Origin of the sequence: Mesorhizobium sp. CA14, assembly GCF_020165195.1 — a bacterium.
In the GTDB taxonomy this organism is placed as follows: domain Bacteria; phylum Pseudomonadota; class Alphaproteobacteria; order Rhizobiales; family Rhizobiaceae; genus Mesorhizobium.
Window position 1 is genome coordinate 371,743 of the sequence record NZ_JAIUHR010000003.1, and the last position, 20,954, is coordinate 392,696.

General features: G+C 61.2%; 24 protein-coding genes and 1 tRNA gene. 12 read left to right on the forward strand and 13 right to left on the reverse strand.

The genetic code is table 11. The annotated features are described in order from the left end of the window. Positions 1-16: 16 nt before the first annotated feature. From prfB to LB565_RS06140, 6 genes are all read left to right on the forward strand, one after another. Positions 17-1,148 (forward strand): peptide chain release factor 2 gene (prfB, locus tag LB565_RS06115; RefSeq protein ID WP_224582285.1). Its coding sequence is split into 2 segments (ribosomal slippage): positions 17-82 and positions 84-1,148, totalling 1,131 coding nucleotides; the frame shifts between segments, so codons are not numbered across the junction. Positions 1,149-1,179: 31 nt separating this feature from the next. After that, positions 1,180-1,584, forward strand: a complete 405-nt coding sequence (locus LB565_RS06120) for a GFA family protein (protein WP_224582248.1) — start codon at positions 1,180-1,182, stop codon at positions 1,582-1,584. A 298-nt stretch (positions 1,585-1,882) separates the two neighbouring features. Further along, on the forward strand, positions 1,883-2,260 hold the full coding sequence (locus tag LB565_RS06125) for a hypothetical protein (protein WP_224582249.1): 378 nt from the start codon (positions 1,883-1,885) through the stop codon (positions 2,258-2,260). A gap of 278 nt (positions 2,261-2,538) precedes the next feature. After that, positions 2,539-2,907, forward strand: coding sequence for a GFA family protein (locus LB565_RS06130; protein ID WP_224582250.1), 369 nt, complete (start codon positions 2,539-2,541; stop codon positions 2,905-2,907). Positions 2,908-3,043: 136 nt separating this feature from the next. Further along, positions 3,044-3,694, forward strand: coding sequence for an OmpA family protein (locus LB565_RS06135; RefSeq protein WP_040983098.1), 651 nt, complete (start codon positions 3,044-3,046; stop codon positions 3,692-3,694). A gap of 252 nt (positions 3,695-3,946) precedes the next feature. After that, positions 3,947-4,555 carry a hypothetical protein gene (locus LB565_RS06140; RefSeq protein ID WP_224582251.1) on the forward strand — a complete coding sequence of 203 codons (609 nt, stop codon included), beginning with the start codon at positions 3,947-3,949 and terminating at the stop codon, positions 4,553-4,555. 79 nt (positions 4,556-4,634) lie between these two features. On the opposite strand, the gene LB565_RS06145 is transcribed toward LB565_RS06140, so the two are convergent. Both LB565_RS06145 and LB565_RS06150 read right to left on the reverse strand, forming a co-directional pair. Beyond that, positions 4,635-6,176, reverse strand: coding sequence for a DEAD/DEAH box helicase (locus LB565_RS06145; RefSeq protein ID WP_224582252.1), 1,542 nt, complete (start codon positions 6,174-6,176; stop codon positions 4,635-4,637). A gap of 293 nt (positions 6,177-6,469) precedes the next feature. Continuing rightward, positions 6,470-7,243 carry an NAD kinase gene (locus LB565_RS06150; protein ID WP_224582253.1) on the reverse strand — a complete coding sequence of 258 codons (774 nt, stop codon included), beginning with the start codon at positions 7,241-7,243 and terminating at the stop codon, positions 6,470-6,472. 749 nt (positions 7,244-7,992) lie between these two features. Between LB565_RS06150 and LB565_RS06155 the strand changes: the two genes are divergently transcribed. Continuing rightward, on the forward strand, positions 7,993-8,979 hold the full coding sequence (locus LB565_RS06155; RefSeq protein ID WP_224582286.1) for an NAD-dependent epimerase/dehydratase family protein: 987 nt from the start codon (positions 7,993-7,995) through the stop codon (positions 8,977-8,979). Positions 8,980-9,086: 107 nt separating this feature from the next. Here the strand turns inward: LB565_RS06155 and glf are convergent, their stop codons facing one another. Both glf and LB565_RS06165 read right to left on the reverse strand, forming a co-directional pair. Further along, complete coding sequence (gene glf, locus LB565_RS06160; protein WP_224582254.1) at positions 9,087-10,268, reverse strand: UDP-galactopyranose mutase; 1,182 nt, start codon at positions 10,266-10,268, stop codon at positions 9,087-9,089. Beyond that, positions 10,262-11,203: a hypothetical protein gene (locus LB565_RS06165; RefSeq protein ID WP_224582255.1), complete on the reverse strand. Its 942-nt coding sequence runs from the start codon at positions 11,201-11,203 to the stop codon at positions 10,262-10,264. Before LB565_RS06165 ends, glf begins: the two co-directional genes overlap by 7 nt. Positions 11,204-11,365: 162 nt before the next feature. On the opposite strand from LB565_RS06165, the gene LB565_RS06170 reads away from it, so the two are divergent. After that, a complete protein-coding gene (locus LB565_RS06170; protein ID WP_224582256.1) occupies positions 11,366-12,295 on the forward strand; it encodes a hypothetical protein in 930 nt (309 codons plus the stop codon). Between the two features lie 69 nt (positions 12,296-12,364). On the opposite strand, the gene LB565_RS06175 is transcribed toward LB565_RS06170, so the two are convergent. From LB565_RS06175 to LB565_RS06195, 5 genes are read right to left on the reverse strand one after another with little or no spacing between them, the layout of a single operon-like run. After that, a complete protein-coding gene (locus LB565_RS06175; RefSeq protein WP_224582257.1) occupies positions 12,365-13,120 on the reverse strand; it encodes an MBL fold metallo-hydrolase in 756 nt (251 codons plus the stop codon). Positions 13,121-13,123: 3 nt separating this feature from the next. Then, a complete protein-coding gene (locus LB565_RS06180) occupies positions 13,124-14,188 on the reverse strand; it encodes an ABC transporter ATP-binding protein (RefSeq protein ID WP_224582258.1) in 1,065 nt (354 codons plus the stop codon). After that, positions 14,185-14,967: an ABC transporter permease gene (locus tag LB565_RS06185; protein WP_224582259.1), complete on the reverse strand. Its 783-nt coding sequence runs from the start codon at positions 14,965-14,967 to the stop codon at positions 14,185-14,187. The genes LB565_RS06180 and LB565_RS06185 overlap by 4 nt, the downstream gene beginning before the upstream one ends. A gap of 2 nt (positions 14,968-14,969) precedes the next feature. Then, positions 14,970-15,815 carry an ABC transporter permease gene (locus tag LB565_RS06190; protein ID WP_224582260.1) on the reverse strand — a complete coding sequence of 282 codons (846 nt, stop codon included), beginning with the start codon at positions 15,813-15,815 and terminating at the stop codon, positions 14,970-14,972. Positions 15,816-15,823: 8 nt separating this feature from the next. After that, entirely contained in the window at positions 15,824-16,906 is a 1,083-nt protein-coding gene (locus tag LB565_RS06195) for a spermidine/putrescine ABC transporter substrate-binding protein (RefSeq protein WP_224582261.1), read from the reverse strand. 93 nt (positions 16,907-16,999) lie between these two features. Between LB565_RS06195 and LB565_RS06200 the strand changes: the two genes are divergently transcribed. Continuing rightward, positions 17,000-17,614 carry a TetR/AcrR family transcriptional regulator gene (locus LB565_RS06200; protein WP_224582262.1) on the forward strand — a complete coding sequence of 205 codons (615 nt, stop codon included), beginning with the start codon at positions 17,000-17,002 and terminating at the stop codon, positions 17,612-17,614. A 25-nt stretch (positions 17,615-17,639) separates the two neighbouring features. Here the strand turns inward: LB565_RS06200 and LB565_RS29945 are convergent, their stop codons facing one another. Beyond that, positions 17,640-17,993 (reverse strand): DUF2905 domain-containing protein, encoded by a 354-nt coding sequence (locus LB565_RS29945; protein ID WP_318012123.1) that lies wholly within the window; start codon positions 17,991-17,993, stop codon positions 17,640-17,642. 22 nt (positions 17,994-18,015) lie between these two features. Further along, a tRNA-Thr gene (locus LB565_RS06210) sits at positions 18,016-18,091 on the reverse strand. A gap of 150 nt (positions 18,092-18,241) precedes the next feature. On the opposite strand from LB565_RS06210, the gene LB565_RS06215 reads away from it, so the two are divergent. Then, on the forward strand, positions 18,242-18,409 hold the full coding sequence (locus LB565_RS06215; protein WP_224582263.1) for a hypothetical protein: 168 nt from the start codon (positions 18,242-18,244) through the stop codon (positions 18,407-18,409). A gap of 225 nt (positions 18,410-18,634) precedes the next feature. Beyond that, the gene (locus tag LB565_RS06220; RefSeq protein ID WP_095767586.1) at positions 18,635-18,946 is read left to right on the forward strand and encodes a BA14K family protein; all 312 of its coding nucleotides are present in this window, start codon (positions 18,635-18,637) and stop codon (positions 18,944-18,946) included. A 110-nt stretch (positions 18,947-19,056) separates the two neighbouring features. Here the strand turns inward: LB565_RS06220 and LB565_RS06225 are convergent, their stop codons facing one another. After that, positions 19,057-19,425: a hypothetical protein gene (locus LB565_RS06225; RefSeq protein ID WP_224582264.1), complete on the reverse strand. Its 369-nt coding sequence runs from the start codon at positions 19,423-19,425 to the stop codon at positions 19,057-19,059. 204 nt (positions 19,426-19,629) lie between these two features. On the opposite strand from LB565_RS06225, the gene LB565_RS06230 reads away from it, so the two are divergent. Continuing rightward, positions 19,630-19,989: a hypothetical protein gene (locus LB565_RS06230; RefSeq protein WP_140539301.1), complete on the forward strand. Its 360-nt coding sequence runs from the start codon at positions 19,630-19,632 to the stop codon at positions 19,987-19,989. Here LB565_RS06230 and bhcR read toward each other — a convergent pair. After that, on the reverse strand, positions 19,986-20,807 hold the full coding sequence (bhcR, locus tag LB565_RS06235; RefSeq protein ID WP_224582265.1) for an HTH-type transcriptional regulator BhcR: 822 nt from the start codon (positions 20,805-20,807) through the stop codon (positions 19,986-19,988). The genes LB565_RS06230 and bhcR overlap by 4 nt on opposite strands. Positions 20,808-20,954: the final 147 nt, after the last annotated feature.

The following is a 20,954-nucleotide window of genomic DNA, read 5'->3' on the forward strand; positions in this document are numbered from 1 at the left end:
GACCGAACGAAACGCCATGCGCGCGGAAACGCAAAACATTGTCGACGAGATCAGGCAGGCGATAACCCTGCTGAGGAGGCATCTTTGACTGGGATCAGGCTGTAAAGCGGCTTGATTACCTGAATTCGCGCGCCGAGGATTCCAGCCTCTGGAATGATCCGACAGAAGCGCAGAAGCTGATGCGGGAGCGCCAGGAACTCGAGGACGGTATCGCTGCCGTCAAGGGAATGACACAGGCGCTGGAAGACAATATCGGCCTGATCGAGCTCGGCGAGGAAGAGGGCGACGAGGGTATTATCGCCGAGGCGGAGGCAGCGCTGCGTTCGATGCAGGGCGAGGCCAAGGCTCGCCAGGTCGAGACGCTGCTCTCCGGCGAAGCCGACGCCAACGACACCTATCTCGAAATCCATGCCGGCGCCGGCGGCACCGAGAGCCAGGACTGGGCCTCGATGCTCCTGCGCATGTACACGCGCTGGGCCGAGCGCCGCCGTTTCAAGGTCGAGGTGCTGGAAGTCCATGACGGCGAAGAGGCGGGCATCAAGTCCGCCACCGTGCTGATCAAGGGCCACAACGCCTATGGCTGGCTGAAGACGGAGTCCGGCGTCCATCGCCTAGTGCGCATTTCGCCTTACGACAGCAACGCGCGGCGCCACACATCCTTCGCCAGCGTCTGGGTCTATCCGGTCATCGATGACTCGATCGAGATCAATGTTTCCGAATCCGATGTGCGCATCGATACTTATCGTTCATCGGGTTCGGGCGGCCAGCACGTCAACACCACCGACTCGGCGGTGCGCATCACCCATCTGGCGACCGGCATCGCGGTCGCCTGTCAGGCCGAGCGCTCGCAGCACAAGAACCGTGCCAAGGCCTGGGAAATGCTGCGCTCGCGCCTCTACGAGGAAGAGCTGAAGAAGCGCGAGGCGGTCGCCAACGCCACGGAAGCGTCGAAGAGCGACATCGGCTGGGGCCACCAGATCCGCTCTTACGTGCTGCAGCCCTATCAGCTCGTGAAGGACCTGCGCACTGGCGTCGAAAGCACCTCGCCGTCGAGCGTGCTCGATGGCGACCTCGACGAGTTCATGGAAGCCTCGCTCTCGCATCGCATCGAGGGCGGTGCCGGCGAAGCGGTGGCGGACCTCGACTAGGATTCCCGGCACTGCACGACGGAGGAAGCTGGTGACGCGCAAACTTGCCGGGAAATGCTTCTGCGGCGCCGTCCATTATGAAGTGGCGGACGAATTCGTTTACGCCGCCAATTGCCACTGCTCCAACTGCCGGCGCACGACCGGATCGGCGTTCAAACCCTTCGCCGGCATCGAGCGCGGCAAGTTTCGTCTCACCGCCGGCGACGACAGGCTGCTGATCTTCGGCGACGAGAGCGGCCATGACGCCCATTGCGGCCGATGTGGTTCGCTCGTCTATTCATTGGTGCGTGATGGCGCCTACGTCCATGTCGCCATGGGGACGTTGATGGACGATCCAGGCATTCGCCCGAGCGCACATATCTTCGTCGGTTCAAAGGCGCCGTGGTTCACGATTACAGACGATCTGCCGCAATATCGTGAACATGCCGACGGCTGAAGGCCGGAACCTCCGTCAGCGGAACTTCGTTCTTAGGCACCCTGGGCGCAGGCCTGTCGTCTGGTTCTTGCCAGCCAAGTCTGCGCACCTTTCCGTCGCCGAAGCTTGAAGCCCGGCGCGCCGCGACGGCGCGTCCACTTCTTGCGCTGGCTATGGAATCAGCTCAGCATTCGGGCTGTGGGATAGAAGCATTTATGGCCGGACGCGGCATAACTGCGACTGACGATCCGGCCACTGGGAAGAACACGTTCCGGGAACGGGCAAGCGAAAACGCTTGATGCTCGAAAGGAACGTTTCGATGTCTGCTGCCATATCAAGATCGGCCAAAGCCGTTCGACCGGCCGGCCGACTTTTGTTCTCCCTCTTCGCTGTTGGAGCCATCTCGGTGCTGGCGCCGCCGGCCACCGCGCACGACGCCCTACCCACGGCGGCCATGCCGCAAGGCTGGAAATACCCCTTTGCCTGCTGCGCCAATTTCGACTGCAAGGAAGTGCCGCAGTCGTCCATCAGCGAGCGGCCTGAAGGCTATGTCATAAAGGGCACAGGCGAGGTGGTGGCCTATAGCGACAAGCGGATCAAGAATTCGCCCGACGGCGAGTACCACTGGTGCGCGCATCAGGCCGGGCTCGACGCCGGCAAGACCATCTGCCTGTTCGTGCCGCCGCCCTCTTATTAGGAGCAATTCCGAGAAAAGTGTGAGCGGTTAAGTTCGGCGCCTTCGCCGTAACCTTCCGTCCGGAATTGCATAAAAACAGAGAGATAGTGCGTTCCACCGTTTCCGTGAAAGCGGTGGAACGCACCAGCCTTCGCGAGCCAAATGCGAGGTGCGGGAAAGCTTCGAGCGCCGGCACGTCTGCCGAAGCTGCTGACAGACAGTTGTCAGGACCGCTTCTTTATGTTGCCCTGCTGCCAGGGGAATCCGGCTTGGCGGCGGACAACGGGAGAGGTGAGTTCATGACCATCAGGGCAAGCTGCCACTGCAAGGCGACAACCTTCGAGGTTGCCGAGGCGCCGCGGACGGTGACGCAATGCACATGCTCGTTCTGCTCGAAGCGCGGGTCGCTATGGGCCTATTATGTGCCGTCGCAATTCAAGCTCACAAGCCCGCCGGAGAACGTCTCGTTCTATCGCTGGGGCTCGAAGACCGTGAAGCATGGTTTCTGCGCCAATTGCGGTTGCGGTACCTTCACTGAAACGCCTGACTGGTCGACCGGGAAGCCGGATTTCGACAATCCGAAGATCAGCGTCAACTCGCGCCTGTTCGACGATTTCGACCTGGACAAGGTCGAGGTGGTTGTCATCGACGGCAAGAATTTGTGGTAGAGGCGATGCGGGAACGGCGACCGGGCTTTGCGGCCGCATTGCCGTTCCGTTTTTCGCCGCATTTCATGCTACAAGGCTGCGGAAGGGCTGATTTGGCGTGGCCGCGAGGGCCGCGAATTGGAGAGGGACCAATCTTATGAAGAAGACCGTGCTCGTCGTCGTGGCGACGGCTGTGCTGGTGAGTGCCTGCACCACCACCGATCCGTATACCGGCGACCAGAAGATTTCCAACACGGCGGCCGGTGCCGGCCTTGGCGCGCTGGCAGGCGCCAGCCTTGGTCTGCTCGCCGGCGGCAATGACCGCCGCAATGCCTTGATCGGCGCCGGCATCGGCGCTCTCGCCGGCGGCGCGATCGGCGCGACCATGGACCAGAACGAGGCCGAGCTCCGCCGTCAGTTGCAGGGCACCGGCGTCAGCGTCACCCGCAGCGGCGACCAGATCATCCTCAACATGCCGTCCGACATCACCTTCAATGTCGACCAGGACGCGGTGAAGCCGGGCTTCTATCCGGTGCTGAACTCGGTCGCTCTGGTGCTGAAGAAGTTCCGCCAGACCACAGTGGACGTCTTCGGCCATACCGATTCGACCGGCGGCGACCAGCACAATTTCGACCTGTCGCAGCGGCGCGCGCTTGCCGTCGCCAATTATCTTGCCGGCCAGGGCGTCGATCAGCGCCGCTTCGCCGTTACCGGATTCGGCAAGACGCGCCCGATCGCATCCAACGCGACAGCCCAAGGCCGCGAACAGAACCGGCGCGTCGAAATCCAGCTGTCGCCGCTCACCTGAGAGAAACCCCGATAGCGTAATCTATCAAAGCAGAACGGCCCCGCACGGGGCCGTTTTCGTTGGGCGAGTCCAAAGGCAGATCGGCTGAAGGATATAAGCTTATTCTAATTTTCTAATTGATGCTTTTCCAGAACCAGGGAAAGGACTACCATCCTGCTGTTCAAGAGGGGATGGGGTGGTCAACCGGCCGCGCAATCAGCATCTGCCGCCCCGGTCTTGCACGGCCAGATCAAGGGAATCTGGGAGGAATGCATGACAAGAACAGCTCGCCTTGGGCGCTGCGGCGTCCTCGCTATGACTGGCCTTTTGGGCGCATGGCTTGGAGCCGCCTCGGCGCAGGCCGAGGATGCCAACAAGGCCGACATCGAAGCTCTGAAGAAATCGCTCGCCAAATATGAGGACTACACTGCCGCCGTTCGCGATCTCTATCTGTCGACTGTCGGCTGCGTCCATTACGCCGGCGAGAAGACAGCCGGCGCGATGTATTATCCGAAGGGCGCCATGGGCATCCATTTCGTCAACGTCCCGAGCGTCGGCAAGCCGCTCGACCCGATGAAGCCCAATGTCCTGATCTACGAGCCGACCAAGAAAGGTTTGAAGCTGGTCGGCGTGGAATGGCTGGTGCCGCTTGCGCCGGACACCAAGGAGGTGCCGACGCTGTTCGGCCAGAAATTCATGGGGCCGATGGAAGGGCATTATCCGCTCATTCCGAGGGAGTTCGTCCACTACGACCTGCATGCCTGGCTGTTCAGGGACAACCCGAACGGCATGTTCAGCCCGACGAACCCGAACGTGAACTGCACCAAGGCCGATTTTCCGATGCTGGAAAAGCCGACCAAGATGATGCCGGGACCGATGTAGGGCAGGGCGAGCGAAGGACAGCAAAAAGAAACGGCCCCGCTCGGGGCCGTTTTCATGTCCGCGTCGACCGGGCTGGAACTCAGACTTTCGCGACGATCCGCATGAAGGCCGGCACGTCGTCGCCGAAGCCGACGGTTGCGTCGTCTTCCTCCTGACGGTGGCGGGCGGGGCGGTCGCGCTGCGGCCGGGTATCGGCGCGCTGCTCGTGACGGTTTCCCGAGCCCTTGCGGTCGTTCTCGGAACGGATAGCGTCCTTTCGGGCGCGTCGTTCGGCAATGTCTGCCACTTCAGCGACAGGCTGCTCCTCGCGCGCGACATCGGGCGTCTCCTCGCGCTTGGTGTGACGCTCCTTCTTGGGCTCGCGCCGGTCCTTGCGGCCCTCGTCCTTGCGGCCGGCCCTACGCGGTGCGCCGCGGCCACGGCGCGGCTGCTCCTCGCCCTCGCTTTCGGTCACGGTCGACAGGTCGCCGTCATGCCATTCGATCTTCGTGCCGATAAGCCTCTCGATGGCATCTACATATTTGGTGTCCGAGCGGGTGGCAATGGTGAAGGATTTGCCGGAACGTCCGGCCCGGCCGGTGCGGCCGATGCGGTGGACATAGTCCTCGGCATGGATCGGCACGTCGTAGTTGAAGACGTGGCTGACGTCGGGAATGTCGAGACCGCGCGCGGCGACGTCGGAGGCAACGAGGTAGCGCAGCTTGCCGTCGCGGAAATTGGCAAGCATCTGCATGCGGGCGCGCTGGTCCATATCGCCATGCAGGGCGCCTGCATCGAAATCATGTTTCAGCAGCGAGCGGAAGAGCTCCGACACCTCGACCTTGCGGTTGCAGAAGATGATGGCGTTCTTCAGGTCGGCGTCTTCGGCCTTGATCAGGTTGCGCAGCGTCTCGCGCTTCTCCCACGGCTTCGTGCCGGACTTCACCAGCCGCTGGACGATGTTGGTCGCAGCCGACGCCGCCTTCGAGACTTCGACGCGCACCGGCGCGTGCAGGAATTTTTCGGTGAGCTTCGTGATCTCCGGCGGCATGGTCGCCGAAAAGAACAGCGTCTGGCGCGTGAACGGGATCATCTCGCAGATGCGCTCGATATCGGGAATGAAACCCATGTCGAGCATGCGGTCGGCTTCGTCGATGACGAGGATTTCGACGCCGTTGAGCAAGAGCTTGCCGCGCTCGCGGTGGTCGAGCAGGCGGCCGGGCGTGGCGATCAGCACATCGGCGCCGCGCTCGAGCTTCTTGTCCTGCTCGTCGAAGGAGACGCCGCCGATCAGAAGCGCGATGTTGAGCTTGTGGTTCTTGCCGTACTTGACGAAGTTCTCCTCGACCTGAGCGGCGAGTTCGCGCGTCGGTTCGAGGATCAGCGTGCGCGGCATGCGGGCACGGGCGCGGCCCTTTTCCAGGCGCGTCAGCATCGGCAGCACGAAGGAAGCGGTCTTGCCGGTGCCGGTCTGGGCAATGCCCAGTACGTCCTTGCCGAGCAGCGCGTGCGGGATGGCGCCGGCCTGGATCGGAGTCGGCTCGGTGTAGCCGGCATCGGTGACTGCGGAGAGGACCTTGGGCGAAAGGCCTAGATCTGTGAACGTCAACGCTTCTTGAGCGATCGTGGTGTCTGATGACAAGTGTTTGATGTCTTTGGCTGGTTCGGGAAATCGCAACGGTGCCCGTCACGGCAGGCGCCACGCGCCTGCAAGATTGGCCTGCAGTTAGGCGCAAGTCCGCGATTTGTCAACAGAAACAGCCGGGAATCCGGCAATTGTGAAGTCGTAACCTTAATTGCGATGCTTAAAGCGCGCCGCATCGAAACGGATTGAGGCTATGCGCTTCAGATCTTTGCTTGATGCATGTCGTACTCCTAAACGGCTGCGCTCTTTTGGGCGACATGCATTGATCGAACCAACATCGTTGCGGCGGCTCAGTAGCGGAACTGCTCGGCCAGGATACGTTCGTTCCAGGAATGGTTGGGATCGAACAGCAAAGTTGCCGTCGCCGTCGGCGATTCCCGCACGGTGACGGAAGCCACGGCCTTGACCTCGGTGTGGTCGGCGGCGGCATTCACCGGGCGCTTTTCGGCTTCCAGTATGTCGAAGCGCACCGTCGCCTTGTTGGACAGCAGCGCGCCGCGCCAGCGGCGCGGCCGGAAGGGACTGACCGGCGTCAGCGCCAGCAGCGGCGCATCGAGCGGCAGGATCGGTCCATGCGCAGACAGATTGTAGGCGGTGGAGCCGGCGGGCGTCGCGATCATCACGCCGTCGCAGTTCAGCTCCTCCAGCCGCACCTGGCCGTCGACGGTGATGCGGATCTTCGCCGTCTGGTAGGATTGGCGCCACAAAGCCACCTCGTTGATGGCCGGTGCCGAAACGGACTCGCCGTCATGGGTTACAGCGACCATTTCGAGCGGGCGGATCGTCTCGGCAACGGCGTTGGCGATGCGTTCCTCGAGCCCGCCGGCGCGATATTCGTTCATCAGGAAGCCGATGGTGCCACGGTTCATGCCGTAGACCTTCTTGCCCGTGCTCATCGTCTCGCGCAGCGTCTGCAGAAGAAAGCCGTCGCCACCGAGCGCGATGATGATCTCGGCCTCGGCGACAGGCACCCGCCCATAGCGCGCCGACAGACTTTCCAGCGCGGCGCGGGCGTCGTCGGTGTCGGAAGAGACGAAGGCGAAACGGCTGGCGGCTTTGCTCATGGCTCCCGGAGGGCGACCATCTGCGGGGCCGCGCCGGCGACGGCGTAGCATGCGCCGCCCACATCTGTGAAGGGTGCTGCGCGGGCTGGCGGGTCACGCCGTATAATCGCGCTTCGTGACAGGCGCGACATGAATGTGATGGCCGCTATGGTTAAGAGGGGGCTTAAACACTCGTAAAGCCGGATCGATCATGTTAGCCGACAGTGGATGGGTTGGCGGGGGCTGGCCAGTCGAGAGACCTGTCTATTGCCGGTAACGCGTCTGATCATAGTCTTCCTGATGATGGGAAGTTTCGCGCTGATGTTCGCTGAACTCGTGCGTCATTCGGAAGAGATGAGCCAGCGGCCGCAGCCGACGACTTCCCGTTGCGGCGACGCCACGGGAACGCCTTGCCCGCAAAGGGCGCTTTAAGGCATTCCGCAAAACGTGCGAAGCGGTTTCCGTTCGTAATTGCATCAGCGCCAAGAGCTGAGCGGTTTGCCGTTCCCATGAAACGCATTAGTCCGCGCGGGGATGACATTCACCAGACATGCGGCATCAACGGCACGCGGTCGCGATGACTGCGGCTAACTCCATCTTTCGTGAAATCGCGTGGGAAGTTCCATCTGGCTCGGTTCCGCACGCATTTGCCAGATCTGCGGGGTAGCGAAAACGCGCTCGCTGGATTGCCTAGCAATTCGCCAGGCTCTATGGGTCTTTTCGATTCAACCTCGGGGCGAGCGCGCTCCGATAACAAAATCGGCGTGATGATGCATGGAATAAGTCGTAAGGATCGTCGCGCGGTGTTGGTCGCCGGAGGCAGTGGCTTCATAGGCTCGCATCTGGCCGATCGTCTCTTGCAGCGCACGGATCTCGATTGCCTTGTGGTGGTTGACAACTTATGGACCGGCTCGCGCCAGAACCTTGCGCATGTTAACGATCCGCGATTGAGCATCGAGATCGGGGATGCAGAGGTCTTCACGACCTCGCAACGGTTCGACGAGATTATTCACCTCGCGTCGCCCGCTTCGCCGTGCTGGTACATGAGCGATCCGGCTCGCACCATCCGTGCCAATGTCGGCGGTGCTTTCAACCTTCTGCGTTTGCTCAAGCCCGGCGGCCGCTTCTGTTTTTCATCCACGTCGGAGGTATATGGGGATCCGCAGATCTCCCCACAGCCGGAGAGTTACCGAGGCTCGGTGGACTGTACGGGCCCCAGGTCCTCCTATGATGAAAGCAAGCGTTGCACGGAAGCGCTGTTGTTCGAGACCCAACGCACGCAAGGTCTCGACGTGAGAGTGGTGCGGCTCTTCAACGTATACGGACCCCGCACACGTATAGATGACGGGCGTGCGATTTCGAACTTCATAAGCCAGGCGCTGACGACTGGAGTACTGACAGTCTATGGTGATGGCCTGCAATCGCGCAGTTGGGGTTATGTCGATGACATCGTCGACGGATTGGAGCGTTTCTTCTGGCGCGACAACATTTCACATCGTGGCCCGCTCAATATCGGCAACAATTGCGAGGTTTCGGTCTTGGATATCGCGAAATTCGTCTGCTCGCTGGTTCCCGGCAGCTCGATCGTCCATCATGAACCGGTTCCTCAAGATCCGACAAATCGTTGCCCTGACTTGAGATTGGCCAAGCGTATTCTTCCAGGTTGGGAAGCCGTTACAGACTATCAGGACGGTATTCGACGGACCTTTGAGTGGTTCCGCAGCCAGATTGCCACCCCTGCCGCGGCCTTAGCCTAGATATCGCCATCCTGATCCAACGCTTTGTTGGAGCATGATCTTCTCCGAAAACCGGTTCCCACTTTTCGGGGTCGCGCTTTAGTTGTTAAGAGTTTGGCCGACTTCGCTCATGAAGGCCGGCCCCTCATCGACACCGTCTCCGATCGACCTTCGAGATACGGCACGAAGACGGTCTCGAATGCCTTGAGCGCGGCGCCGATTGCCTGGTGCATGTCGAGATAGCGGTATGTTCCGAGCCGGCCGCCAAAATGAGTGTTTTGTTCGCGACGTGCGCGCGCCAGGTAGCGCTCGTAGATACGTTGGTCGGCGCGGGTGTCGATAGGATAGTAAGGTTCGTCGCTGCGACGAGCAAAACGCGAGAATTCGCGACCGATCAGCGTCCTGTCGCCTTCAAATTCACGCTCCGGGTTGAAATGCCTGAACTCGACGATGCGCGTGTAAGGCACGGCTTCGTCGGCGAAATGCATGATCCCTGTGCCTTGATAGTCCGGCGTGTCCATATGTTCGAACTCGATGTCGATTGTCCGCCATCCGAGATCTCCTTCGGCGTAGTCGAAATATCGGTCGATGGCGCCCGTGTAGGCGATGGGAATATTTTTGGGTAGCGATCCCTTGATCTGGAAGAAATCGACGCCGAGCCTGGTCTCGATCAGCGGGTGCGCAAGCATCTTCTGGAAGATTGCCGTATAGCCTTCGAGCGGCTGTCCCTGATATCGATCATTGAAATAGCCGTCCTCGAATGTGTAGCGCACTGGCAAACGCGCGATGATCTGCGGCGGAAGCTCGCGCGGGTCGGTCTGCCACTGCTTGGCGGTGTAGCCTCTGATGAGCGCCTCGTAGAGCGGACGCCCGATAAGGGAGATGGCTTTCTCCTCGAGATTGGCCGGTTGCCGGTCGCCGAGTTCGGACGATTGCTCGGCAATCAGCGCTCGCGCTTGATCAGGGCTGAGCCGTTTGCCGAAGAACTGGCAGATCGTCGCCAGGTTGATGGGCAAGGAATAGATCTGATCGCGATATGACGAAAACGCACGGTGCCGATAGGAGTTGAATTGCGTGAAGGCGTGCAGATAGTCCCAGACCTCTTTGTTGGATGTATGGAACAGGTGAGGCCCGTAGCGATGGATCTCGACGCCGGTGGCAGCGTCGGGCTCGGTGTAGGCGTTGCCGCCTATGTGTGCGCGTCGATCGATCACCAGCACACGGCGGCCCAGCCTGGTTGCAACACGCTCGGCAAGCGTTGCGCCGTAGAATCCCGCCCCTACGACAAGAAGATCGGCGCCGTTCAACATGTCATTGCCCCGTCGGCACTCCGAACCGGAGGCGGATCGAGCACGATGGCCGAGAGTTCGGTCGCCTTGAAATGCTGGCGGCGAACATGCCGCCACAGCGTTTTCTTCAGTCGATACACCTGTCTAAATGCATTTAGCCGTCGGACGTAATGCAGCACCATGCGCAGGCCTATGGCAGTCTTCGATCGCCAAAGGCGCCCTGTTCTGTCCACGGCCTCATAGGAGATCGGATAGAATTCATCTAGGCCAAATCTGGCCTTCAACTGCGCGTATTCCGCCTCGGGTGTAAGGCCCTTTTCCAACATCGTTCGAGCAAGCGCGCTTCCGACAGGGCGCGTGTGACGAATCGATAAACCATCGAACACGGCGGACTTGCGTCGGTTGTCCGGCCCCAGGCGCGTCCAGACCGAATCAAGGCCGAAGCCGCTCATCGAATGTTCGAAGAGCGGCAGCACCTTGACCAGCACGTCGGCTCTGATGCAGGGAGCCATAATCTCGATCTTATCCACGAAGCGGAACTCGAAGCTGTCGCAACGCATGAACGGCAGATGCGAAAAATAGCTGTCGAGCGTCAGAGAGGGTTGGCCGACATCGAGGTCGAGCCGGCGCATATTCGCAAATATAGCTTCGATCGTTCTTCGATCTGCTTCGAGATCATCGTCCGGAAGCCAGAAATACTGATAGCGCTGGAGCAGGTCCGGCTGCTCACTGAACAGCGCGAAAAGGCCGTCAAACTTGCCGCCTTTCCGGTCCACTCGTCTTTCGTAAGGCAAGCCGAAGGCCGATGGATCGGATCCGTAGTAACTGACGATCAGGTCGAAGTCACATCCAGGCTCGTCCGCGCCCCAACCACGATGTAGGGAATGGTCGCCGGCTCTGACGATCACGAGATTGCGGTGGCTGGTCGGCTGCGGAGATCTGCTGGTGGAGTTCATGCTTCGGTGGGCTGCTTTGCTGTCTCGCGGCACTTACACCAAAGTTGCTCGCTCCAGAAGGTTTGAATGCATGGCACGCTTGCCGCGAGATCGGCGCCCGGTTATCGACTGACGGATAGTTCGGCATTTGCGCAAAACGTCCCGTGTCAGGAATGGCTCTCCATGAAGCTGATCGTCGTTACCCCGGCCGGACGTGAGAAATATCTTGGCGTGCTTAGTCACCATGTCCTGAAGAGTTCTCGTGTGCACGAATGGCATCTGTGGGACAACTGCCGCAACGAGCAGGATCGCGCCTATCTCAGGCAATTGGCGAGCGCCGATTCGCGGATAAAAATCAAGACGTTATCCGGGGCCAATGGAAAAAACGACGCCATCGGACGTTTTTTCCGTTTCTGCGATGATCCGGATGCTTTCTATCTGAGGCTGGACGATGACATCGTGTTTCTCGAGGACGGTTTTTTCGAAAAGTACATGGAACGGGTGCTGACCGAGCGAGGTTCGGCCCTGTGGTATGCCCCGCTCATCATCAACAACGCCATCTGCAACACATTCATCAAATACCTCTCTGCGGTTCAGATCGAAGGGCCGCTGACATGCCAGGCGATGTGCCCATTTTCGTGGTCTCATCCAACGTTCCCGCTCGCGATGCATCCGGTGCTGATCGAAGCGGCGCGCACCGGCCGGTTGGGCGATTTCCGGGTGCCCGACCGCGAAGTCAAGGCGTCGCGTTTTTCCATCAACGCGATCGGCTTTTTCGGGTCGGAGATCGTTGAACTGGGCGACCTTTTTCACCCGCTGGGAGACGAAGAAGAGTGGTTTTCCGCCGTCCTGCCCGTCAAGCTCGGACGGCCAGGCAAGGTTTTCGGCGATCTGATCGCGGCGCACTTTTCCTTCTACCCGCAGGAGAAGGCGCTTCTGGGCACTACGATTCTTGAGGATTATTACCATCTCGCCGGGCTGCCGGCGCCTGTCTACAAGAAGACGGTGGTGCGGTTGAAGGATCGGCTGAGGCCATGGAAGAAGTACCGCAATGGAACGCCGCCGAAATATACGATCACGCTCCCGAAAGATCGGGCTGATCCAAAACGGTGACACGGCAGCGTCGAAAGATGCTTGTTCCCATTGGGAAGGCTGGGCCGTGTCGTCCGCCGTGGGTGTTCCTCACCTCTGCAAGTGGCACCCGGCCTTGCGCTTGCCCGCAACATATTCGTCGATGAGTTGCCGGTAGCGCACTTTGCCGAAACTCGGAAAATGACCGCCATGCACGACCGAGACGTCAAGCTCGCGCATGGCAAGCAGCGTCTCGACATAATCGCCGATGTCTGAGTGGTAGACATCGTCGATCAGCGGCCCGTCATAGACGATGTCGCCTGACAGCAGGATGCCGGTCCTTTTCTCGTAAAGCGCGATGCCGCCAGGCGAGTGGCCCGGCGTGTGGATGGCCTCGAAGGCGCGATCGCCGAGATCGATCACGTCGCCATGCTCGAGCAGCCGGCCGGCCGGCGCGGGCAGGATGCGGTAGCGTGCCGTGTCCCAGCCTTCCGGCTCGCCATCGAACATCTCCTCATTGGCGTAGCGGTCCGCCACCGTCCATTCGTTGCGCGGATCGGCCAGAATTGCCGCTTCGGCCGAATGCACGCAGCGCTCCGGGAATTCGTGGTGGCAGCCGATATGGTCGAAATGCGTGTGGCTGGCGACGCAGGTAAGCTTGCGCTCGCTCACCAGCGGCACATGGCGTTTCAGGCTGAAATGGCCGAGGCCGGTGTCGAACAACAGATCGCGGTCGCGCCCGCGCACATGCCAGATGTTGCAGCGGAAGAACGGTTTTATCCACGGCTCATGGATGAGCGTGATGTCGTCGCTCATGCGGATGGTCTCGTACCAGTCCGGAGCCTCGATGACCGGAAGCGTGCCCATGGATCAGTCCGCTAATAAGATGATGTCTTGAGCCTGGCATGAAACCGGGATCGTGTCGCCTGCCTGAATGGCAGCGGAAGCGGGCGCCTTCGCGATAAATTGCAGTGCAGGATCCAGCGCCGATGTGGCCAGCACGCGCTTGAAACTGCCCTGGAAGACGACATCGCCGACCTTGGCCATGCCCAGCGTGACATCGCTCTTCGCTTCGCCAAGAGCCAGGTGCTCGGGTCGGATGGCGAGCGCGACCGTGGCGCCGGCAGGCGATGCACCGGGCAGTGAAATCGGCCCGACCGCCGTCATGGCCGTGACGATCCCGTTCTTCGCTTCAGTGACGGCGCCGGCAAGAATCGTGCTCTCGCCCATGAAGGTGGCGGAAAAGCGCGTCGCCGGCCGCGCATAGACCCGCTCGGGCGGGCCTTCGTCCTCGATGCGGCCGTCATTCATCACCACGCAATGGTCGGCCAGCGCCATCGCTTCTTCCTGGTCGTGCGTGACGTGGATGAAGGCGGTGCCGACGCGCTTCTGGATCGCCTTCAACTCGTCCTGCATCTGCCGGCGCAGCTTGAGATCGAGCGCACCAAGCGGCTCGTCGAGCAAAAGCACCGCCGGCTCGATGACCAGCGCGCGGGCCAGCGCCACGCGCTGGCGCTGGCCGCCCGAAAGCTGATGCGGCTTCTTGTCGAAGGCGGCCGCCAGCCCGACGAGGGCAAGCGCCTCGCGCGCCTTGGCCGCCCGGGTCGCGCCGTCGACGCCCTGCATGCGCAGCCCGAAGCCGACATTGCCGCCGACACTCATATGCGGAAACAGCGCATAATCCTGGAAGACGGTGGTCGTCGGGCGCTTCGCCGGCGGCACCGTGGTGCAATCCGCGCCGCGGATGAACACCTTGCCTTTGCTGGGCATGACGAAACCGCCAAGGATCGAAAGCAGCGTCGTCTTTCCGGAGCCTGAGGGTCCGAGCAGGATCGTGTAGCTGCCTGGTTCGATGGCGAGCGAGACGTTCTTCAGCACCGCTAGCTGGCCGAAGCGGTGCGAGACATTGCGGATGTCGACCAAAGGCGCGCTCATGCCGGCTTTCTGCGCAACAGCGTCAATTCGAAAAACACCACTAAGACGATGGAGACGGCAAAGACCAGCGAGCCGACGGCATTGGTCTTGGGATTGAGGCCGGAGCGCAGCAGGTTCCAGATCTCCACGGGCAGCGTCGTCTGGAAGCGGGTGAGCAGGAAGGAGATGACGAACTCGTCCCAGGAGAAGGTCATCGACAGGAAGAAGCCGGCGAAGATCGCCGGCGCCATGACCGGCACGGTGATCATGAGCAGCACCTTCCACTCGGCAGCGCCGAGGTCCCGAGCGGCGCGCTCGATGTTGATCTGGTGATCGCCCATCTGGCTGTAGATGATGGCGAAGCAGAGCGGCAGGTTGATCACGACATGGCCGATGCCGGCGGCCAAAAGCGACTTCGGCACGCCGGCCCAGTTGAACAGCACCAAAAGCCCCATGCCGATGATGAGATAGCTGACGGTGAGCGGCAGCGTGATCAGCCCGCGCAGGATGGCCGAGCCCGGCAGCACGAAGCGCGCAAACCCCCAGGCGGAGAGGAAGCCGAGCGTGACGGAGGCAAGCGAGGAGAGCACCGCCACGAGCAGCGAGTTGGCCAGCGCCGAGGTGAGCCGCGCATCCGACAGCACCGCCTGGTACCAGCGCAGCGACGGGCCGGTGAAGGGCGGGATCGGGAAGGACGTGGCTTGCAGCGAGAACAGCACCAGCACGATCACCGGCAGGAAGATGAAGCCGTAGATCGCGATGGCGTAAACCCAGGCGGCGAGGCGAACGGCGGCGCGCATCGTCAGGCCCGCTCGATCTTCAGCCAGCGCGCGCAGGCGAGATAGGCGATCGTGACGACGGCCATCAGGATAATCGACAGCGCGGAAGCCAGCGGGAAATCGCCGCGGCGGCCGATCTGCGTCATGACGAGCTGCGGCATGACCAACTCGTTGTTGCCGCCGAGGATCTGCGGCGTGATGTAGTCGCCGATGCAGAGCACGAAGGTAAGGAAGGCGCCGACCATGATGCCCGGCAAGGTCAGCGGCAGCACCACATGCAGGAAGGTGCGCACCGGCCCGGCGCCGAGATCGGCGGCAGCCTTGCGATAGCTCGGGCTGAGCTGCTTCAAATTGGCGAAGATCGTCAGCGTCAGAAGCATCACGAAGAAATGCACGAAGCCGGTGACGGTGGCGAAACGCGTATTGGCAAGCTGCAGCGGCTCCCCGATCAGACCGATGCCGGTCAGCGCCCGGTTGATGACGCCGTTTTGCGCCAAAACCAGCAGCCAGGAATAGGAGCGCACGACATAGGAGGTCCAGAACGGCAGCACGGCCAGCATCAGCGCCAGCCGCTGCCAGCGTTCCGGCACTTGTTCCGCGAGAATCCAGGCAAAGGGATAGGCAAGCAGGATCGAGATGACGGTGACGATCGCCGTCACCTCCAGCGAGTTCACCATCGCCCGCCAATAGGACGGATCGGTGAAGAACTGGCTGTAATTGGCTAAAGTGAAGCCGCCGCCTTCATGCGCCGTGAGGCTGGAAAACCCCATGGCGATGAAGGGCAGCACGAAGAACGCACATGTCCAAGCCAGCGCCGGCGTGACCAGCGCCCAGGGCAGGGCACGCGAATTGTTTCTCGCGAACGCCATCGGACGGTTTACTGCGCCTGCAGCATCTCGGTCCACATATCCTGCATCTTCTTGTCGAGATCGGCGTTCGGCGCCGGATAGGCCTGGGCGCGGGCGAGGAAGCCGGGCTGCTCGTCGAAGCGCAGGATCTTCTTCTGATCGTCGGTGAGCGCCGCCTTGGTGTTGGACGGCATGCCCCAATAGCAGGAAGAGGTGGCAAGCCGCGCCTGGCCCTCGGGGCTCAGGATGTATTGGATGAATTTCAGCGCCATGTCCTTGTTCTTGGAATCCTTGAACATGGCGAGCGACTGCGACCACAGCACAGCACCCTCCTTCGGGATTGAGAAGTCGAGCGCGGGGTTCTCCTTGGCGAGCCCCGCCGTGACCCATTCGCCGCCGCCGACCAATATGTCGACCTCGCCGGTGGCGAGCGCCGTCTGGCTGGCCGTGACCTCGCCGACCAGCTTGGCATTGGCCTTCATCTTAAGCAGCTCGGCCTTCAGCGCCGGCAGGTCGGCCTCGGTGAGCTCGGCGGTCTTCTTGCCGATGGCCAGAGCGGCCATGCCGATCACCGGCAGGTAATAGTCGTAGATCGCAACCTTGCCCTTGTATTTGTCGCTGGTGAGCGAGGCCAGCGACTGCATGTCGGCCGGGTCGACCTTGGTCTTGTTGAAGCCGATGGTGTTGTAGCCGAACTTTTCGGTGATGCCGTAGCGCTTGCCGTCGACAATGGTCGACTTGTCCATCTTCACTTCGGGGAAGAGGTCGGCGAAGGGCAGCTTATCCTCGGGCAGCGGCTCGAACAGGCCTTTCTCGACGCCGCGGGGCACGTCGATGGAATCGATCACCATCACGTCCCAGTCGCCGGGCTGCGACTGGTCGACGATGGCCAGCCCCGCGCCGGTGCCTTCGAACTCCTTGACGTTGACCTTGACGTTGTTGGCTTCCTCAAAGGGCTGCAGCAGCGCCGGATCGGAATGATCGCACCAGATCAGCGCGTTGAGATCGGCAGCCCGGGCGCCGCCCGCCGCGATAAGCAGCGCCGCAGCCGCGCAAGCGGCTGAAAGGTGAGATTTCAGGGTGGAAAGCGGAGTCCGGGCGTTGACGGTCATCAAGTGTTCTCCCTGCCTTGCTGGCTTGTTGGAAGAAAAGTTGAACCAATTCTAAAATTGAGTCAATTATGATTTTGTGGCAGAGAGGCCGATATGAGCGGATTGCGCGAACGGCAGAAGGCGGACCGGCACAGGCGCATCATCGATGCGGCGACGGAGCTTTTCCGCGAGGCCGGCTATGAAGGCGCCAAGATCGAGGCGATCGCCGCGCAAGCCGAAGTCTCGATCGGCACCATCTACAATTACTACCAGAACAAGGGCGACATCCTCGGCGCCATCGTCTCGATGGAAGTCAACGAGGTGCTGAATGCCGGGCGAGGGGTGGTCGCCAGCCCGCCCGCCAATGTCGGCGATGCGCTGGACACACTGATCGGCATCTATATCGAGCACTCGCTGAATTATCTGAGCAAGGAGATGTGGCGCCAGGCGATGGCGATCTCGACGCAATTGCCCGACAGCCCCTTCGGCCAGGCCTACACCGCCCTCGACCGGGAATTGACCAAGCAGATCAGCGCGCTGATAGTCCGCCTGCAGGAACTCGGCCTTGTGCGCCCGGACATCGACGGACCAGCAGTGGGCGAGCTGATCTTCAACAACATGAACATGATGTTCATCGAGTTCGTGAAGCGCGATGAGGCGAAGATACCGGAATTGCGCGCGGCGATACGGCGGCAGAATAGGGTGCTGGTGGCGGCGATCGGGGTGTGAGTGCGAAAACGCTGCCGCCGAAATGCTAACGGTTGATCAGCCATAGGATCGCCGAGACCACGACGCTGACCAGTATTCCCGTGGTGATGGGAATGTAGAGCCTGAAGTTCTCGCGCTCGATCACGATATCACCAGGCAACCTGCCAAGGCCGATCCGGGCCACCCAGGGCCACAGCAGACCTATGGCAACCAAACTGAGACCAACGATGATCAGTGTTCGCGACATGGCGGCATCCTGCCGGAATAGCATCCTGCCGGAAATATAGAGCGACGGATCCTGCTGGCGGGGCTGCTTCCCCGCATCTGCGTCACGCCACCAGCGATCATAACAGGCGTGCTCAGCCGCGTGCGCTCGCGAACAGCGGTTGTTCGAAGGCATTGCGGGCGTCTCCGCTACAGGATGGTGCCCCCGGCAGGGATCGAACCCGCGACCTTCGGTTTACAAAACCGCTGCTCTACCAGCTGAGCTACAAGGGCACGGCGCTCCGGTAGCACATTTCGTGCGCCAGTAAAGACAAAACTCTGTTTTGGGTTGCCAATGGATGCCGCGGCTTGGCCGGCATGCTGAAAAGCGGAGCGCCGCTTCCTACATCTCCTCAACGTGCAATCGCATCGAACGGGTGCCGCATGATCAGATTTGTCATCATCCTGCCGCTCATCGTCGTGACCTGGCTTCTGCTGGTGAAGGCCATCAGGGATCTGAAGAAGGCCAATATCGACTGGACCGGTGTCGCCACCTTCGTCGGTTTCATCGTGTTGGCCTTCTGGCTGAGGCACATCACGGGGATGGGATGAAGTGAGCGAGTAGCGAGTAGCGAATAGTGAATAGCGAATAGCGAATAGCGAATAGGGGATTTGCATTTAGCATATCCCCGCTTTCCCTGCTCGCTATTCGCTACTCCCTATTCGCTCAATCCCGCCGAAAAAAATCGCAAAAATACTTCGAACCTTTTTCGAGGCCACGACGACCCATGATCAAGAGGCGGATGGTTCGCCTCTCCACCGAAACAGGAGATCGTCATGTTCAAGCGCACCATCGTTTCCGGCCTCATCGCCACCACCGTCGCCGCCGGCTCGCTCGTCGGCACCGTCCAGCCTTCTGCCGCCCACGACCATCATCACCGCCGCGAGCTCGGCATCGGCATCGCCGCCGGCGTCGGCGGTTTCGTTCTCGGCAGCCTGCTTGCCCAGCAGCAGCCCCGCAGCGTCTATGTCGAAGATGACGGCTACGACTCGATCCATGTCCGCCGCTGCTACGCCCGCTACGCCAGCTACGACGAGCGCACCGACACTTATATGAGCTACGACGGCCCGCGCTATTGCAGGCTCTAGGAGGGAGCTGAATCAACGACCTAAAAAAGGGGCTGCACGCAGCCCCTTTCTTGCGTTTGAGCCTACGCATCCGCCTGATTCGAAGCGGACGGGGTTCCGCCTCCAGCAATTCAGGAACTGGGCTTCAGCTCCGGCAGTGCCAATCCCGCCGCCTTGCAGGCGCTGTTGACTGAAGCGTCATTTATCGCGACGAGCTCGAAGCTGTTTCCGCCATCGGGATAGATCTGGCCGGTGAAGGCCTCGCTGCGGCCGGGAGAGCCCCTATCGTCGACATAGCCGCACACCATGATCTCGTGGCGGCCGTTCAAACTGCGTTCTCCGGCGAGCATAGTCCCGAATTTGGCAGCGATGGGATTCTTCAAATGCTGGCGAACGCCGGCCGTGATGATCTCCTCCAGAGCCAGCGAGATCGGAACGGGATCGACCAGCGGGTTGCTGCTGGGGCTGCCGATAGGCTCGACCGGCGGTGCCGCCGCCATGCATCCGCAAAGTGAAGCGGCGGATAGAAGGTAGACTGTTTTCCGCATCGGTGCCCTTTCGCATGCATCCCGGCGCCCCGGCAAGACGGTCAGCCCGGCGTCCGGCCTGGCTGTGGTCGGTCGGTTCCTGCTGGGCAACCAACGATGTACAGCGATTTTGCAAGTGTTTAATCTGGCTTTGACGCCAATCGCGGGGAGGCTCGCTTGGACAATCAGGATCCCAAGGAAGAACGGGTCGAACCGGTTTTCCGCAACGGCACCATCACCATCGTCGGCATCCTGCTGGCGTTCTCCCTAGGCTTCATCACCCATTGGGCGGCCAACCCGATCCCATGGCAGACCTATCATCTGATTGCCGTCCTGCCGATCCTGGTCGGCATCGCGCTGCAGATGCGGGCGCTTGCCATTCTGCTCGATGTCAAATCCCTGAAGCGAAGCATTCATGACCGCGCCTGTCGGATCTTCATCGCCGGCCTCATCTTGGCGGCCTGTGGCGTCGGGCTGGCGATCCTGCTCGATTTCTTCGACATATCGGCAAAGAGCGCATTGCCGGGCGCGTCTTAATAGGCTTTCACGCCGCCGATCATCTTCGTCACCTCGACCGCGGCGTCGCGCACCAGCGGACCGATCTCGGCCAGCCGCTCGGGCGTGACCCGCACCGTCGGTCCGGACACCGAAACGCCGCCGAGCGGCTCGCCGAACTCATTGAAGATGGCGGCGGCCACGCAGCGCATGCCGGGGTGGCGCTCCTCGTCGTCGACCGACCAGCCGCGATGCTTGATAACGGCCAGATCATGGGCCAGCGCCGAGATATCGGAAAGCGTCTTGTCGGTGTAGCGCTGCAGGCCCGCCTTGCGCAGGATAGCAGCGACCCGGTCGGGCTCGAGATGCGCCAGCACCGCCTTGCCGATGCCGGAAGCATGAAAGGGGCTGCGGGTCCCCGGCCGGAAGAAGGCGCGGATCGCCTGGTGCGTCTCGACCTGGCTGACGAAGACGACGCAATCGTCCTCGGCAACGCCGAGATTGGCGGTCTCGCCGGTCTTTTCCATCAATTCCTGCATGACGATGCGGGCCCGATCGACCAGCTTGCGCCGACGCAGGAAGGCAGCGCCCATGCGGTAGGTCTCGACGCCGACGGACCAGAGCTGGTCGGTCGTATCGAATTCGACCATGCCGTGGTTCTCCAGCGTCGTCAGCATGCGATAGGCGGTGGAGGCGGCGATGCCGCTTTGCGCCGCGATTTCACTCAGCGACAAGCCGCTGGCCTCGGCGACGATCGCCAGGATCCGCAGCGCTCGGTCGAGCGACTGCACCGAGACCGCTTCGGACGGGCCATTGAAGGCACGCGGCCTGCCGCGCTGGCGTTTTTCCGTCGTTTCCATAGGCGGCATTCTCGCCGGTTTTGACCGGGATGCAATGAAAAAGTTTTTCAGCCTTTGCTGCGACGGATTTTCTGGAAAACGAAAAGCGAAGCAAAATCAGGGAATAACAGCCATTTTCTAGAAATGAAAAAATATTCTGAAAAAATT